14 protein-coding genes are annotated in these 16,751 nt (G+C 47.5%); 8 read left to right on the top strand and 6 right to left on the bottom strand.

Annotation, left to right across the window (positions count from 1 at the left end):
• Window positions 1–259 precede the first annotated feature (259 nt).
• The gene (locus tag QUB56_RS14860) at window positions 260–5,458 is read left to right on the top strand and encodes an SdrD B-like domain-containing protein (RefSeq protein WP_332956063.1); all 5,199 of its coding nucleotides are present in this window, start codon (window positions 260–262) and stop codon (window positions 5,456–5,458) included.
• A 193-nt stretch (window positions 5,459–5,651) separates the two neighbouring features.
• Here the strand turns inward: QUB56_RS14860 and QUB56_RS14865 are convergent, their stop codons facing one another.
• From QUB56_RS14865 to QUB56_RS14885, 5 genes are all read right to left on the bottom strand, one after another.
• Window positions 5,652–6,227 carry a TIGR04376 family protein gene (locus QUB56_RS14865; protein WP_332956064.1) on the bottom strand — a complete coding sequence of 192 codons (576 nt, stop codon included), beginning with the start codon at window positions 6,225–6,227 and terminating at the stop codon, window positions 5,652–5,654.
• 213 nt (window positions 6,228–6,440) lie between these two features.
• Window positions 6,441–7,667 (bottom strand): hypothetical protein, encoded by a 1,227-nt coding sequence (locus tag QUB56_RS14870; RefSeq protein ID WP_332956066.1) that lies wholly within the window; start codon window positions 7,665–7,667, stop codon window positions 6,441–6,443.
• A 601-nt stretch (window positions 7,668–8,268) separates the two neighbouring features.
• Window positions 8,269–8,826, bottom strand: coding sequence for a hypothetical protein (locus QUB56_RS14875; protein WP_332956067.1), 558 nt, complete (start codon window positions 8,824–8,826; stop codon window positions 8,269–8,271).
• The gene (locus tag QUB56_RS14880) at window positions 8,813–9,931 is read right to left on the bottom strand and encodes an AAA family ATPase (protein WP_332956069.1); all 1,119 of its coding nucleotides are present in this window, start codon (window positions 9,929–9,931) and stop codon (window positions 8,813–8,815) included. Before QUB56_RS14880 ends, QUB56_RS14875 begins: the two co-directional genes overlap by 14 nt.
• Before the next feature lie 179 nt (window positions 9,932–10,110).
• Window positions 10,111–12,033, bottom strand: a complete 1,923-nt coding sequence (locus QUB56_RS14885; protein WP_332956070.1) for an ABC-F family ATP-binding cassette domain-containing protein — start codon at window positions 12,031–12,033, stop codon at window positions 10,111–10,113.
• A 323-nt stretch (window positions 12,034–12,356) separates the two neighbouring features.
• On the opposite strand from QUB56_RS14885, the gene QUB56_RS14890 reads away from it, so the two are divergent.
• From QUB56_RS14890 to QUB56_RS14900, 3 genes are all read left to right on the top strand, one after another.
• Entirely contained in the window at window positions 12,357–13,196 is an 840-nt protein-coding gene (locus tag QUB56_RS14890) for a hypothetical protein (RefSeq protein ID WP_332956072.1), read from the top strand.
• A 179-nt stretch (window positions 13,197–13,375) separates the two neighbouring features.
• A complete protein-coding gene (locus QUB56_RS14895) occupies window positions 13,376–13,687 on the top strand; it encodes a nucleotidyltransferase family protein (protein WP_332956073.1) in 312 nt (103 codons plus the stop codon).
• Window positions 13,677–14,018 (top strand): DUF86 domain-containing protein, encoded by a 342-nt coding sequence (locus tag QUB56_RS14900; RefSeq protein WP_332956074.1) that lies wholly within the window; start codon window positions 13,677–13,679, stop codon window positions 14,016–14,018. The genes QUB56_RS14895 and QUB56_RS14900 overlap by 11 nt, the downstream gene beginning before the upstream one ends.
• Window positions 14,019–14,188: 170 nt before the next feature.
• Here the strand turns inward: QUB56_RS14900 and QUB56_RS14905 are convergent, their stop codons facing one another.
• Window positions 14,189–14,329 carry an XRE family transcriptional regulator gene (locus QUB56_RS14905; protein WP_332956076.1) on the bottom strand — a complete coding sequence of 47 codons (141 nt, stop codon included), beginning with the start codon at window positions 14,327–14,329 and terminating at the stop codon, window positions 14,189–14,191.
• A gap of 35 nt (window positions 14,330–14,364) precedes the next feature.
• On the opposite strand from QUB56_RS14905, the gene QUB56_RS14910 reads away from it, so the two are divergent.
• The 4 genes from QUB56_RS14910 to QUB56_RS14925 all read left to right on the top strand — a co-directional run bounded on the left by QUB56_RS14910 (window position 14,365) and on the right by QUB56_RS14925 (window position 16,668).
• Window positions 14,365–14,652: a hypothetical protein gene (locus tag QUB56_RS14910; protein WP_332956078.1), complete on the top strand. Its 288-nt coding sequence runs from the start codon at window positions 14,365–14,367 to the stop codon at window positions 14,650–14,652.
• Window positions 14,633–15,016 (top strand): hypothetical protein, encoded by a 384-nt coding sequence (locus QUB56_RS14915; protein ID WP_332956080.1) that lies wholly within the window; start codon window positions 14,633–14,635, stop codon window positions 15,014–15,016. Before QUB56_RS14910 ends, QUB56_RS14915 begins: the two co-directional genes overlap by 20 nt.
• Window positions 14,994–15,413 carry a hypothetical protein gene (locus QUB56_RS14920; RefSeq protein WP_332956082.1) on the top strand — a complete coding sequence of 140 codons (420 nt, stop codon included), beginning with the start codon at window positions 14,994–14,996 and terminating at the stop codon, window positions 15,411–15,413. The genes QUB56_RS14915 and QUB56_RS14920 overlap by 23 nt, the downstream gene beginning before the upstream one ends.
• Before the next feature lie 832 nt (window positions 15,414–16,245).
• Window positions 16,246–16,668, top strand: a complete 423-nt coding sequence (locus tag QUB56_RS14925) for a hypothetical protein (RefSeq protein WP_332956083.1) — start codon at window positions 16,246–16,248, stop codon at window positions 16,666–16,668.
• The last annotated feature ends 83 nt before the right edge of the window (window positions 16,669–16,751 follow it).

A 16,751-nucleotide genomic window follows, 5' to 3' on the forward strand; every position in this document is an offset into this window, starting at 1 on the left:
CAGAGTCGGGAACAACTTAGCTCTACCTGGGGTCTGGTTTTTTTAAGTTGAGAATAAAAAAGTGCGAGCGAGCAATTTTCCAGCTCCCAGAAATTTACAATAATCACAAAAATAGATAAGTGTAAAGCTTTGTCTGTACAACTTTAACTGAGTTGAAGGCAGGTTTTGTGCTGGTCGTATTTGTGGCTGGAAGTTGGGGCGCTCATCGCACGGTAACAACATTTTTGAAACCTACCTAGGTGCATGGGGAAAGGTAATTATGAAAAACCAACAAATAGTCTTCGTAGATTCAGCAGTTGAAGATTGGCAGAGTCTGGCGGTCGGTGTTAAAGCGGGGATGGAGGTAATTTTAGTCGATCGCGCGCGGGACGGCATCGAACAAATTGCCGAAGCACTGCAGAGCCGCAAAGGTATAGAAAGCGTTCACATTATTTCTCACGGGGAACCGGGAAGTTTGCAGCTAGGGCAAAGTAGCCTGAATTCCGACAATTTAGAAACATATCGCGACTGTTTGAAACGGTGGTTTTCGTCATCTGTCAACTCACTTCAAAATCGATTTGAAATTCTGCTTTACGGTTGCAACGTAGCGGCAGGTAAAACAGGAGAAGCTTTTGTACAAAAGCTGAGCAAGTTAACAAAAGCTAATATTGCTGCTTCTTTCAATATTACGGGCAGCTCTCAAAAAGGCGGAAACTGGGTACTTGAATACGCTACTGGAGCGATTAAAACAGGATTGGCGATCGAGCCGGAGGTAATGGCAAGTTACGCGCATACCTTGGCGACGTTTACTGTTACTAATATCAACGATGCTGGGCCGGGTTCGCTGCGAGATGCGATTAATCAAGCCAATACCGTTGCTGGGGCGGATATTATTAACTTTGCCATTCCTGGTGCAGGCGTTCAGACGATCACGCCCCAGACTTCTTTGCCAGTAATTACCCAGGCCGTAACCATCGACGGTACTTCTCAGGGCATTGCAGCCACCCCACTGATCCAACTCGATGGAACCAATGCGGGGGCTACAAGCACCGCCATATTCATCACTGGCAGTGGTAGCACCATTCGGGGACTGGCAATCAATCGCTTTCGGGGTTCTGGAATCTTCATTGCAGGTAACGCCGCCACTGGTAACGCAGTGCTGGGCAACTACATCGGCACCGATGTCAACGGTACCGCAGACTTGGGCAACGGTGGCAACGGCGTAGTAGTTGACAATGCAGCGGGCAACAGGATCGGCGGGACTGCTGCGGGCGATCGGAATATCATTTCTGGCAACGATGCTTTCGGCGTGTTAATCAATGCCGCAGGTTCCACAGGCAACACTGTGCTCGGCAACATCATCGGCACCAACGCAGCTGGTACTGCTGCGTTACCAAATGCCTTGACGGGCGTGCAAATATCGGGTGGTTCTAACAATATCGTTGGCGGAACCACAGTAGCCGATCGCAACTTGATTTCTGGCAATGGCAGCGCTGGCGTGTTTATCGATGGTGCCACAGCCACAGGCAACACTGTGGTAGGCAACTTCATCGGCACCGACATCAACGGTACCGCAGACTTGGGCAACGTCGGCAACGGCGCGGCTATTCTGAATGCACCCAACAACACCATCGGCGGAAATACCGCAGGCGCGCGCAACATCATTTCCGGCAATAATGCTTTCGGTGTACTAATTCAAAACATCCCTGCTACCAGCAACGCTGCCACAGGCAACAAAGTATTAGGCAACTACATCGGCACCGATGTCAACGGCACCGCAGACTTGGGCAACACCTTGACTGGCGTGCTCGTACAGGATGCAGCAGGCAACACGATCGGCGGGACGGCAGCGGGCGATCGCAACATCATTTCCGGCAATGACGGTTTCGGCGTGCAAATTCTCAACGCCAATGCCACTCTCAACTCGGTACTCGGCAACTACATCGGGACGAACGCCGCAGGCACTGCTGCCTTGCCAAACACTATTGGTGTAGTTGTAGACAAGGCACCCAGCAATACGATCGGCGGTAGTGTCGCAGGCGCTGGCAATATCATTTCCGGCAACAGCAATCCCAGCGCGGGTTTAGGCGTGCAGATTACAGGCGCCTCTGCAACAGGCAACACTTTGCGCGGCAATTTCATCGGCGTCGCAGCCAACGGTACTAGCCCCTTAGGCAATAGCTCGATCGGAGTACAGATTACCGCTGCAGCAAGTAATAATGCGATCGGCGGTACAGCAGCAGGTGAAGGAAATATCATCGCCAACAACGGCAATATCGGCGTAGCTGTTGCATCCGGTACCGGCAACCGCATCCAAAACAACTCGATCTTCGCCAACCTTGGCTTAGGCATCGACCTCGGTGAAAACGGCCCCACCGCCAACGATATGGGCGACGCTGACATCGGTGCAAACAACCTCCAAAACACCCCCGTACTCACCATCGCTACCGCCAGTGGCGGCAGCGTCACCGTGGCGGGAACTTACAACAGCATTGCCAGTACCACATTCACCCTCCAAATTTTCGCCAACAATCCCCCCGGCACCCAAGGCCAAACCTTAATTGCTTCTATCCCGGTAACTACTGACGCCGCCGGCAACGCTACTTTCAATCAAACTTTCCCAGCAGCAGTCACTGCAGGCCAATTAATCACCGCGACAGCAACCGACCCCGCCGGCAACACTTCTGAATTTTCCGCACAGCCTGTTCCTGTTGTCGTACCGCAGAGTACCATCACGGGCATCAAATTCAACGACACTGACGGCAACGGCACTCAAGCAGCCGGAGAACTTGGTGTGGCCGGAGTGACTGTTTTCCTCGACACTAACAATGACGGCATCCTCGGTGCCGGCGAAACTTCCGTAACTACCGGGGCCAACGGCAGCTTTACTTTCCCCAACTTGCCCTCGGGTACTTACAACGTCCGGGAAGTTGTACCGGCCAACACCCAGCCAACTACTCCCAACCCGGTTGCAGTGACGCTGGCAGCAGGTCAAACTACTCCTGCTACAGTTAATTTTGGCAACCGAGCAATACCCGCTGTACTAGGCAGCATTACTGGTATAACATTCAACGACGCTGACGGCAACGGCACTCAAGCAGCCGGAGAATTTGGCGTGTCCGGAGTGACTGTTTTCCTCGACACTAACAACGACGGCATCCTCGGTGCCGGCGAAACTTCCGTAAATACCGGGGCCAACGGCAGCTTTACTTTCCCCAACTTGCCCTCGGGTACTTACAACGTCCGGGAAGTCGTACCGGCCAACACCCAGCCAACCACTCCCAATCCGGTTCCAGTGACTCTGACAGCAGGTCAAACTACTCCTGCTACAGTTAATTTTGGCAATCGCTTCCTGCCGGGCACCATAAGTGGCACTAAATTCAACGACACCAACGGTAACGGCACTCAAGATACCGGAGAAATTGGCATCCCTGGCGTCACGATTTTCCTTGACACTAACAACAACGGCACTCCAGACACCGGAGAAACCCAAGCTACTACCGGCACCGATGGCAGGTACAGCTTCCCCAACCTGCAAACAGGCACTTACAACGTCCGGGAAGTGGTGCCGACAGGTTTTACGGCAACCACCCCTAACCCCCGATCGGTTCCGTTAGATCCAGGTCAAACTTCCACTGCCAATTTCGGCAACCAACAAGTCCCGCCGACTCCGACTCCGACTCCGACTCCGACTCCGCCTACGACTCCGATTCCCGTCGAGCCAGGCACCATCAGCGGTCTTAAATTCAACGACGGCAACGGCAACGGTACTCAGGATGCGAATGAAATCGGTCTTTCGGGATGGCAAATTTTCCTCGACGCTAACGGGAACAACTCTTTAGATGCGGACGAAACTACTGTTACCACTGACGATTCTGGCAATTACAGTTTCAACAACCTCAATCCCGGCACCTACAACGTGCGGGAAGTGCAGCAGACTGGCTGGACGCAAACTACTACTAATCCCGCGCCGATTAATGTCGGTACTGGCGAAAGTGGTAGTGGAATTAATTTCGGCAATTTCCAAAATATTAGCATCTCCGGCCGCAAGTTTAATGACCTCAATAATAATGGGGTTTTGGAGGCTCAAGAACCTCTTTTGCCCAACTGGAAAATCTTCCTTGACGCTAACAGCAATAACTCTTTAGATGCTGGAGAACTTAACACTTCAACTGATAGTTTGGGCAGCTACAGTTTTGCTAATTTAGGGCCGGGAACTTATCAAGTTCGGGAAGTAAATCAACCTGGTTGGACGCAAACTACTGCAAACCCTGCTGATATTATTGCTGTAAGTGGCACTAATGTTAGCAATATTAACTTTGGCAATTCCTTCGCCCAAGTGCAACCGCCACCGCAAGAAGGACAAGATGCTGACTGTATTTGTGAACAAATAGTTTTGCCCAGCATTGGCAGTGTTCGCGGCCCGAGCTCTGTCACTAATACTCGCAACGGTACTAACGGCAACGACACTATTCTCGGCACTAATAACGGTGAGCAAATAAATGGTTTTGACGGCTCCGATGTGTTGGCCGGATTGCGGGGCAATGATAATATTTACGGGGGACTTAACAGTGCTTTACCGGTTGGCCCAGATATAGACCGCGACTTGCTGTTTGGCAATGAGGGTAATGATTACCTCAACGGGGTTGCTGGAAATGATGTAATCTTTGCGGGCAAGAACGAAGATGTTGTTTACGGCGGGAAAGATGACGACATTATTGTCGGCAACCAACAGAGCGATACTTTAATTGGCGACCAGGGTAACGATACTATCTACGGGGGAAATATTAGGCTCTTCGACCAGGATTTAACTGGGAACGATTTGCTGTTTGGTTTGGCGGGCGATGACTTACTCATCGGGGAGGAAAATCAAGATACGATCGCAGGCGGTGACGGTGATGATACAGTGCGGGCCGGCAAGGACGATGACTTAGTTTTCGGCGAATTGGGCAGCAACTTGCTATTTGGCGATGAAGGGAGTGATACTATCTGTGGCGGCGAGGGGTCCGATACTGTGTACGGGGATATTGGTAGCCCCCTCCCCATTGGTTCTACTGGCGGAAAAGACCAAATATGCGGCGGTTTGGGCAACGATTTGTTGTTTGGCAATGAAGGTCCCGATACCCTTAACGGCGAGACTGGGAACGATACTCTTTACGGCGGCAAGGATGAGGATAGTTTGCTCGGCGGTGCTGGGGATGATTGGCTGTTTGGAGATGGGGGGAATGATACTCTAATTGGAGGTACCGGGAACGATCGATTTATGTTGGGTATTGACCTCGGCAGCGAGACTATTTTAGACTTTCAAGACGGTCTCGATTCGATCGGCTTAATGGGTGGTCTGAATTTCTCGCAACTGAGCATTGTGGCGGAGAATAATTCTACTCTGATCCGAGTTACAGGTTCCGGTCAACTTTTGGCAACTCTCAGCAATGTGCCTGCAAGCGTGATTGCTGCAACAGATTTTGCTCTCCTGTAGTGCGAGCGAACTAATTAATTAGGTTAAAATGTTGTAGGGACGATTGATTAATTGTCCCTACAATTTTAGCATGGTATTTATATCAAGTCTGAGCGAGCGCCATACCTGGGAGTCGGGAGGGTTTACGAATATTTGCACGGGGAATTCGAGTTTTGGGTAAACTCGTCCTTAAATGATTTGGATGCTTTGGGAACTATCGGCCTATATTGCGCTTCATGCGATCGAGTTCTTCGTCTGCTTCCCAGCGTTGAAACTTTTCTTCTAAAGGGTCTGCCGCATTAAAACTGTTATAAGTTGAACTCTGATTCCAACCCTTTGTATCCCAATTCTGCTCTGTTTTAGTGGTAGTGCGAGTTGCAGCTTCTGCTGCTTTTGCTCGGACTTCTTTGCGGCGCAATTGAATTTGGCGGTACAGTTCTTTTGCTTTTTCAATCCGTTCTTTGCAGCCCTGCATTTGCCCCCAGCGCTGATTTCCCTGACGCAGCAGAGCTGCTTGCCGCTCTTGGGCTGCTTGAGCTAAATCGAGCCTTTGAGCTGCTTTGGCTTTGTTGATCCGATCGTTCCACCGCTGAATTTCTTGGGCAGCAGAGAGAATTTCTGCTTGGAGTTTTTTCTCTTGTTTCTGGATATCGAGAATCAGCCGCAGAGTGTCTTCTTCTTGTTCCTTCAGTTGTTCTTCTATTGCCTGCAATTCCAGATGGGGATTGCTGCGCAAAAACTCTTCTAATCTGGTTTCTAGAAAGCGGCTGAAATCATCAAATAAGCCCATTTTTTATAAGTCCTCAGTCATTAGTCATTGGTCATTGGTCATTGGTCATTAGTCATTGGTCATTAGTCATTGGTCATTAGTTGTCGATTATTATAACTGTCTTCAAAGCTCGTGAGGTACAGCCTTGTAATTGCCAATCACCAATTACCCACTACGTAACTAATGACTAATGACTGATAACTAATGACTAATGACTGATGACTGATGACTGAATTAGAACTTTTGTCCTACAAAAACCGATCGCACATCTCCTCCCTTGCGGATAACTGCTTCTTGATTTTTGATTTCTGCCAGGGTCCAACCGCTAGCGCCAATGCTTTCGCCGACATAAATTCTGCGGGCTACCCCGTCTACTTCAAACAAAGCGGCCGATCGGTCGCCCAACTCCAAAATCCCCACCAGCGTGTGGGCGGAAGTCGGGGCGCTGCTGGCGGCCGGTGCGGATTGCTCGGGCGCGGGCGCGGATTGCTGGGCGGAGGGGGCTGGTGCTGGTTCGGTTTCGCGAGCCAAAATCTTCGGCTGGGGAGAGTCCGAGGGGTTCGGGGAAGCGGCGAGGGGAGTTCGAGTGCCGGCGGCGGCGATCGCACGACCGGAGGCTGGGGCTGTCGGCGAGGGCGAAACTGCCGCGGTTTGAGGAGCAGCCCCAGCAGCCGGAGCACCAGCTACCGGAGCAGCCGGAGCCACAGTCACCTGAGCGGGGGGAGGGAGGACTACGACTTGGGGTGCAGGTGCTCCCGGCTGCGCGCCGGCTTGTTCTAGGGCATCAGCGATGCGGTTGACTGCTGTCGAAAGACCTGCGGTTGCCGGCGGCGCGCCGGAAATTGAAATGCTCGGCAACGTCCCAGGGGGGGCAACTCCGGGAACTCCTGCAAGTTGCGGGTTGGGCTGGGGTGGTTTTTTTTGTTCGATCGCTTCTAGCGAGCGCTGCACGTATTCGACAAACTGGGTGTCTGGTGCTGTGGGGGCGCTTGCTGCGGGTGTCTCTGGTGCGGGGGCGGCGGGCAAGCGCAGCAGTCCGGACCTGCTTGCGAGCCACAAACCCATGACTAGCAGCAGGGACCCACAGGCTGCTCCCAGCAGGATTCGGTCGAATGATTGTTTGGACTGCTGTTTTTTGGTTGTTTCTAGGGCGACTTGGCGGGCGATCGCTTCTACGTCTTTTTCGCCTCGCTGTGGCTCGGGTGCCAGGGGTGACAAAACTATTTTAGGTACCGAGATCGACTTGAGCGCCACGAATTCTGGCGCCACGGGTTCGGCTGGCTGTGGGCCACTGCCCTCGAATGCTCGATCGACTCCTTCAAACAGTTCGTCCATCAACCGATCGGCGTAAGACTCTACGGCGACTGCTTCGGCTGGCACTGTTTCCACCGTCGCCTTCACGGCGATCGGATCTGACGCTGATTCCAAAGACATCTGTTTGGCGATTACTTTTTGAGGCATAGTTTTCTGTTTGCTCCCGCTCCTCGACAACCCTGAGCTTCTCAACTTCAGACTTCTACAGGATACTTGTGATGTTGACCAATTCTTGGCTCAGAACAGGTCAATTGTATCTCACCTATCACCATATTTTTAGTCCTCGGCCAACTTACTGTGCCCGATCGACTTTTGTTTTACCTGTTTTGGGTCTTTTCGCCCCTGTTTTCGGCTGCCAGTCTTATTTGCTTACCTTGACTTTTACTGCACATTCTACTGCTTTTGTCAACCCCACCGTCCGGGGCTTTGCAGTTTTGGACACACAGCTTTACTTTCGGTCAATCGATTTTAGATTTTAGATTTGAGATTTTAGATTTTAGAATTGAAGAAAGCGACCCCACGAATGAATCCGGGGGCTTGTACCCTAGCTGCTTTCGGTCAATCGATTTTAGATTTTAGATTTTAGATTTTAGAATTGAATAAAGCGATCCCACTGATAACTCGGGGCGCAAGTGATGAGGATTCAGAGCTTTTTTCTCGCTCCATAAATGAATCCGGGGGCTTGTACCCTGGTTGCTTTCGGTCAGTGTGCTTGAGAGTAATAACAGGTTGCAGATTTTCTCATAACTCATGGCTGCAACCAGGGTAACAACCGCTGTAATTCCCCACAAGCTGCCTGAAGCGATCGCGGCGCATCTTCTGGTAAGCTCTGAGAATAACAGCGATCGGCTAAATCCTCAACAGCGGTTTTGCAAGCAGCTTCATTTTTCTCAAATTTTGCATAAGCATCCTCTTCATTCACAGTTTCTCCCTGCAAGTAGTGTATCCAAGTCTCAATATTGCGCTTGGGAACGAAAATCGCGATCGCTTCATTCGAGCCCCTCTTTTCCTGAGCATCTTCATCAAGGACCCTAGCTAACTCATTAAGTCTTGCTTCCAGCGTACCCGTATCTGCATCAATTAACACAACTAATCCAATCGACACCTGGTTTCTCTTCTGGCGATAAGCTTTCACTTCCTCCGGATAGTGAGTGCGTACATACTGTTCTCCTGCTTGGCTACCTTCCGGACAAATATTAGCTCGAAATCGACCTGTAAAACCTCGCTTTTTTAGGAAAGAACGCGCAAAAACCTCCTGCTGTCTGTCCTCGCAGAGAATGACAATCTGAACTCTACGCTGGCTCATTCAACCATCCCCGTGCAATCAGTTCAGAAACTGGCAATCCAGAATTGTCAGCTACTTTATCGCTAATTCGTTTGACTCGAACAGCAGCATTGCTTTGACGCTCAAACCAATAGCCAATCGGTGAAGCTAAAAGATAGTTAATTAACTCAGGATGGTGAGAAATTAGTAATGCTTGAAGTTTTCCCTCGCTACAAAGGTCATAAAGCTCAATCAGCCAGGGTTGAATTTCTGGTAATGCTAAAAAGTTTTGCGGTTCATCAATCCACAAGGTATAGTCTTCAGATTTTGTACCGTAAATCAGCGCGTATAAAGCAACTAATGTTTTTTGTCCGTCCGACAATTCTCTGAGACGATATTCAATAGGCTGGCTGTTATCTGTTTCTCCGGAAAACCGCAGCTTTAACACCGAATTATCTTCGCTTACTCGCTCAAACTTAAAACTTTTGAATCCCTCCAAAACATCTTTTAAAATATTTCCAATCTCAGCAACTTTACCTTGGTCTCCAGATAAGTAGCGATACCAAGAAACAAAATTTTCCATCTTAGGAGTCAAACGCATTTGTTCTTTGCTGCTTTCATCAACCATCAAGCTGGGAACAACTTGCACGATGATAAATCGCGCCATCCGTTCTTTAAACCAAGTTAACTTCGTGTTGTCGTTTTTTGGAATTAATGAAGGTAGCACAGATTGCGACCAGTCAAACGGGTATTTCGGGCCCTCTGAATTATCATCTCGATAGAGTTGAACTTCGCCCCAGTCAAATTTTAGTAAATGCTGATTATCAAAGAGCAGAATCTCCTTCCTAATACAACATTTATCTCCATAGTAATGGATTTGTAATTCATATGTGTAGGAGCCACCATTACCGAGAATTTCTAGCTCGAACTTCTGAATTTGTAAGTTTTGCCAGCGGGTGAAGTCCGCTGGTTTGAAAATTCCTTCTACCTTACTGTCGCCGCTGACAAATGCTTGAATTTTCTGCAAGACTTCAAAAACTGTTGATTTACCCGAGCCGTTAGAGCCCAGAAATAGATTAATTGCATCAAAATCTAGTTCAAAGTTTACCAGACAGCGAAAATTGTCAATATATATTCGTTTCAGCATGGGATTTTTTCACTGATAATTCCTCTATAGCAATTCTAAATCATTTGTGAATTTCTTACTCCCTCCCCAAGGCATCGGGGAGGGTTGGGGTGGGGTAAAAAATTTACGACTCCTGCAAGGATTCCTCTAGCTCCTGTCATTATTAACAGGAGCTAAACACAACACTCGGACAACCCAAATTAACCGACTCGTTCGGCCAATTCCAACCAGCGCTCAGTCGCCCGATCGATCTCCTGCGTCAACTGACCCAAACGCTCCGATAACTTCTTCATCTCTGCAAACCCGCTCGGAGCATTGTTGTACAAAATCTTCTCAATCTCTTCTTTCTCAGCTTCCATCTGCGGAATTTTAGTCTCTAACTGCTCGTATTCCCGCTTCTCATTGAAGGAAACTTTGGTAGATTTTGAGTTAGCAGCTTGAGGTTTTGAAGTGTTAGATTCAGGGGTGCGTGTAACTTTTTCTTTTTCTTTTTGCCCTTTGATTTCCTTGGCTTCTTCGGCTTTCTTGTAGTCTAAATACACGGAATAATTGCCGGGATACAAGCGCAAATTGCCGCCCGGTTCCAAGGCGAAAACCATGTCGATCGTGCGATCGAGAAAATAGCGATCGTGGGACACCACAATCACGCAGCCGTTAAAATCTTCGAGATAATCCTCCAAAACCGCCAAAGTCTGCACGTCCAGGTCGTTTGTCGGTTCGTCCAAAATCAGCACGTTCGGCGCGCTCATCAGCACTTTCAACAGAAATAACCGGCGCTTTTCCCCGCCCGAAAGTTTGCTAATCGGTGAATACTGTTGGTTGGGTGGAAACAGAAACTTTTCCAACATTTGAGAAGCGGTAATGATTTCCCCGTCCGCCGTTTGCACCAATTCCGCTACACTTTTCAAGTATTCAATAACTCGCTGGTCTTCGTTCGGCGTCAAATCCTCTGAATGCTGGTCAAAATAACCGATATGAATGGTTGTCCCAATTTCGACAGTACCCGAATCCGGCTGAATGCGTCCGGTGATGATATCCATCAGCGTCGATTTTCCCGCACCGTTGCTACCAATAATTCCTATCCGGTCTTCGGGTGTGAAATTGTAGGTAAAATCTTTAATTAAAGTGCGATCGCCGTAAGCTTTACAGATATTCAGTAACTCAATCACCTTCTTACCAATCCGGCGGCCGGCTGTGGCAATTTCGACTTTGCCGTTGGCTGTTTTGAACTCCTGGGCTCGCATATCTTTAATGCGATCGATCCGAGCTTTTTGCTTGGTACTCCGCGCTTTCGGCCCGCGTTTGAGCCATTCCAATTCGCGCCGCAATACACCCGCGTGTTTGCGAACACTGCTGGCGGCGGATTCTTCAGCTAGGGCTTTTTTCTCCAAGTAATAAGCGTAATTGCCAGCATAATTGTAAAGGTCGCCGCGATCGATCTCCAGGATGCGATTGGTAACGCGATCGAGAAAATAGCGATCGTGGGTAATCAGCAGCAAAGCACCGCGATAGCCGTTCAAATAGTTCTGCAACCACTCCACAGACAGCGCATCCAAGTGGTTTGTCGGTTCATCCATCAGCAGCACATCGGGCTCGGACAACAAAGCGGTTGCTAAGGCAATTCGCTTGCGGTAGCCGCCGGACAAATCGCCAATTTTCGCATGAAAATCCTCAATCCCCAGCTTGGTCAAAATCAATTTCGCCTTGGTTTCCAAATCCCACGCGCCTACCTCGTCTATGCGCGCAGACACGGCAGACAGACGCGCCATCAACTTGTCTGTATCGCCTTTGCCGTGGGACAGTTGATCGGAAATTTCCTCGTATTCGCGTACTAAAGCCATTTGTTCGCCACTGTCGGCAAATACTTGCTCTAAGACAGTGTGATTTTCGTCTAAATCCGGCTGTTGGGGGAGATAAACAATTTTAGAGCCTGGATTGACCCAGCGATCGCCAGAGTCGATCGACTCCATACCCGCAATCATTTTCAGCAGGGTTGATTTCCCGGAACCGTTGGTGCCGATGAGTCCGACTTTATCGCCTTCATCGAGGCTGAAGCTGGCATCTGTCAAGAGTTCCTTGATGCCGAAGTCTTTTTTGATCGATCGTAGAGTAAAAATAGTCATCTGTATAGAAAGTCATTTACCTGACTTAGTTTAACGCAAGTGCGATCGAGTCCGGTTGCATGGATAGGGTCTGTCGTTCCGATGAAACTTCTTCAAGACAAGGGCGAACTCGATTTTTCGGACTATCTAAATCTTGATAAATGTTAAGAATATGAGAGCCTGATGGCGAGTAAGAGGGAGTGGAGTTAGACCTAGAGAATTTGTCTGGGGTAGTTGACACTTAGACATATTATCCTACCGCATTTGTGGTATAATACACTTAATCTAATTTGGGATTTGTTTTGGGATATAAATCCCTATTTACCAAAAATCTAATTGCAGCTATGACAGTCAGCAGAAAACCACAATTTAGGATTACTGAGAAGTTTCATAAAAGAGACAGTATTTGTAATATCTGTCAGCAGGAAAAAGTTTTGTCAATCGATCATGTACCACCTCAAGCTTGTCCCCCAGCTAAAAGTAGGATGACTTCTAAACTTTTGTATCAAATGATTGGTGATAAGTCTTTTCGTCCTCGACAAGATCAAAATGGCGTGACGTTTAAAACGATATGCTCTGATTGCAACAATTTGCTAGGGTCAAGATACGATCCGGCTTTAGTAGATATTTCCCAAAGAATTGATAGTTTTGTTGAAAGCAATTTAAGTTTTCCAGATTCCTTTGAGATCGAGTGCCAACCCAATGCAGTGATGCGTTCGGTGCTGGGACATCTTCTTGCAGCTAAAACTGAGACGGATGAAGTACGTATAGATGAGCTAATTCGACCTTGCGTAATAGATCCTTCGATGCCAATTCATGATGACATTCATATTCTCTACTGGCTTCACCCTTACGAAAACACGGTGATTTTGAGAGATTTTGGTATGCCAGCGGTAAGAGGTAGATTGGGGGCTGCTGGGTTCTTTAATCTGCTCAAGTTTTATCCGCTTGCCTTTCTAGTTACACATCAACTTCCTAGCTATGAGGGCTTGTCTAGTCTGCACCAATTTAATAAGCTTGCACCAAGTGAAAAGACAAATGTTCAAATCAACCTGCGTTCTATTAAACAGTCCAGGTTCCCTGAAGAATGTTCAGGCAATAACTTCCTTGCGATTGGAAGAACTGAAAGAGATTCTGTCTATTCAGTTCCCAAGGCAAAAAAAGTTAAGCGAATCCGCATTTAAATTGCATGGTAAAATAAATTTTCACTCTTGTGGGGTGGGCAGGAGATCCCGCCCGCAACATACAATTTAAATGCACAACAGCTTAAGGTTCGGTAAACAGGAACAACGTTATTTGTAAAAATCAAGAATTATGAATGGAAGATCCAAACATCTCAAAAGATGTAAAGTAAGGAGGCTGAATGAAAACCGCGATCGCCCTGCCAATTGACCAAATCACCAAATTCTGCCAACAGTGGCAAATCATCGAACTCTCCCTCTTTGGTTCGATCCTTCGTGACGACTTTCATGCAGACAGCGACATCGATATCCTAGTTGCTTTTGCCCCCACAGCCAACTGGGGTCTACTCGATCACGCCCAAATGCAGGAAGAACTCGAAGCACTGCTAAGTAGACCAGTCGATCTAATCAGTAAACGAGCCATCGAGCGCAGTTCCAACTGGATTCGCCGTCAAGAAATTCTCTCTACCGCTCAAACTATCTATGTCAAATAGCCGCGATCGCGCTTCCTTGCTAGACATTGCCAGGGCTGCTCAAAAAGTCCTGCAATATAAAGGTAACATCGACAAAATAGCGTTTCTGGTCGATGATAAAACGCAGTCTGCGATCGTGTTTCAACTTCTGATTATCGGTGAAGCGGTGAAACGCCTTTCTCCAGAACTGCGATCGCAACATTCGGACATTCCTTGGTCACTCATTGCCAGAATGCGCGACAACTTGATTCATCGATATGATGACATCGACCTTGATGAAGTCTGGAAAACCTCAAATGAAGATATTCCAACACTGCTGATTGCCTTGGAACCTCTACTGCTAGAAGAATAAACGCTATACTGCGTACTTTACAAAAGCCAGGTTGTTCAATTCGCTCTATAAGCTTTCGGTGTTATGCCCGTAAATAAATAGCCGAAACTCTGTGCTGCGAATCGTTGCGGCTGTTGAATCTCATCAATACGGCAATGTCCGCAATCGAATCTGTCTGGGCTCGATTGCGCCTAAATAGCAATCACTCTTGTGTTAGCGTCTGAATCAGATTCAGGTTTTGCGATCGCCCGAATCTCCACATCACTACCAAGCGCGTTTAAGAACCGGAACAGGCGATCGATTGAAAACTCAGATAGTTTCCCACGCAGCAAATCAGTGATTTTAGGACGATCGATTCCCAGGCGTTTTGCTGCTTCGATCTATCGATATCCTAGTTGCTTTTGCCCCCACAGCCAACTGTGGTCTACTCGATCGCGCCCAAATCCAGGAAGAACTCGAAGGACTGCTAAGTAGACGAGTCGATATAATCAGTAAACGGGCGAACGATCGCAGTTCCAACCCGATTCGCCCTCCTGAAATTCTCTCTACCGCTCAAACTATCGGTATTCAAATAACCGCGATCGCCTTCCAATGTACTAGAATTCAAATACCAACCTGTGTTGGAGTATTTTTGTATGTCCTTGCAAGAGCTTAAAGAAAAAGCCAGCCAACTATCAGTCAGCGATCGCCTTGCCCTGCTAGGTGCGATCGTTCAATCCCTGCAAAGTACACCAGAAATCGAAAATTGGCAATATTTAATTGCACGTCCTCATGCTTGGCGCAAACAACTTTACATTAAGGGACGTAAATTATTGGCATCGACTATTTGGCGAGACATGACTGCTAATCAGATGTCACCCGAACAAGCTGCCGAAAATTGGGATTTACCTATGTCTGCTATCTATGAGGCGATTCATTACTGTCAAAATCATCAAGAAATTTTAAAATTAGAAGCAGACGAGGAACGCTATCGATTGGAAATAAAAGGAGTCCAAGTTGAGCCTGCGAATGCTGCTTGACGAATATCGACTTTTAACCACTGATCTAACCTATGCTAGAAACCGACGGCAAATTGAGAATCGCTCGCTGCAATACGCACAACGCAGAATTGATGCAGCTAGAACCGGCATCACAGTAATTCCTGTGGTTGTTCACATTGTTCATAACCTTAGCATTCCTGAACAAAACATTTCAGAAGCACAAATTCGCAGTCAGATTGATGTTTTAAATCGCGACTTTCCCAAGCAAAACCCAGATATTGTCTCACTCCCGGCTGCTTTTGAGTCATTGGCAGCAGATGCCGGAATCGAGTTTTTCCTAGCAACCACCGATCCCAATGGGAACCCCACTAATGGCATTACTCGAACAGAGATTGTGTTAGCTAAGCCGGATGTTTGCCAGTCTGGCTTAGTTTGATTATTCTGATGGAAGTCCCTGACACAGGAAAGATAGCTTCAGGCATTGCATCGAAACAAAAATATGGCAACTTTTGTTAAATTACTGGATAAGCCTCTTCAAAAACTAATGGAAAGCAATAGCAATGTTTAGCAAAATCATGGACATCTGGAGATTCATAGCAAAATTGACTCGTTTAATGAATAAACGACGGTTGCGATCCCTATCGTCTTTAATTGGCTTATATATTTTGAGCATCATAATTTCATTACTCCACCCTATGTCTGCTTCTTCACAAGTTGAACATAATGCCAGCATTACTCCACCCACTATGGTTCAGGTAGCCCCCAAGACTTTACCAAGCCAAATTTTTAGACGATGGACACATTCTCGCGAAGAAGATCGGGCAGACATCCTTGTGTATCGTCCCAAGAACTACCCGTTTCCACCCGCGCGCGGTCGGGAAGGACTGGAATTCCGCAAGAACGGAGAATTTATTCGCTACCAGATTAGTCCCACGGATAGAAGCTTAGCAGTTCCTGGTCGATGGAGTATTCAGAACCAAAATAAGGTAAAAGTTCAATTTCTAAATAAATCCGTTTCATCGTATACATTGACTATCCTGGAATGCGATGATCGGATTCTCAAGGTCAGACAAACACCAGGGGGTAAAAGTCAGTGAGTACCCTGATAGAATTATGAGAATGAAATGCAATCCGGAACGGATGAGATAGTGGATATAGGTGTTTAGAAAATGCTATATCTGAGCCTTTCGTCTAACAAACGGATGCACCGGACGGATTGACAGCCTTTGGCTTAGTTGCACGTAGGTAGGAAGATCAGGAAAAAAGCTATGAAAAAGCTCAGAGATGAAATTAACGCGGTGCCTAACGTGGATATTTTAATTGAGTCAACAAGGGGCTTTGAGAAAGATATTGCTAAGTTGAGTGAAGGTGAAAAAGCAGCAGGGATTAAAAAAATTAACGATGGCGCCAGCCTCTTCCCAACTCAAAAAGCTGATGTCTATCGTAAGCTGCGCCGTCTTCGCCTACCGTCAAATATTAATGCTTATGAATCTTCACTGTACACACTAACGCTTTCTCGAACCATAAGGGTAATTTGGACAGTTGACGAAGATCCAATTTTTGGGCGAGTTATTTTTACTCTTTTTCGAGTAGTCAAACACCACGATCTCGATCGAGCATATCAGGGTGTAGCAGAGTCTTTATATCGAGATATGCTTCATCACAATCTAGAAGATGCCAAAATCTTGTAAGCTTATTTATGGCACAGACTATTTACGCTCTGCGATGAATATGGGATTATTTACGAAGCGATAAAGATTTTGCTAAAAGCCTG

The sequence above is a fragment of the Microcoleus sp. AR_TQ3_B6 genome, from assembly GCF_036702785.1.
GTDB lineage: Bacteria > Cyanobacteriota > Cyanobacteriia > Cyanobacteriales > Microcoleaceae > Microcoleus.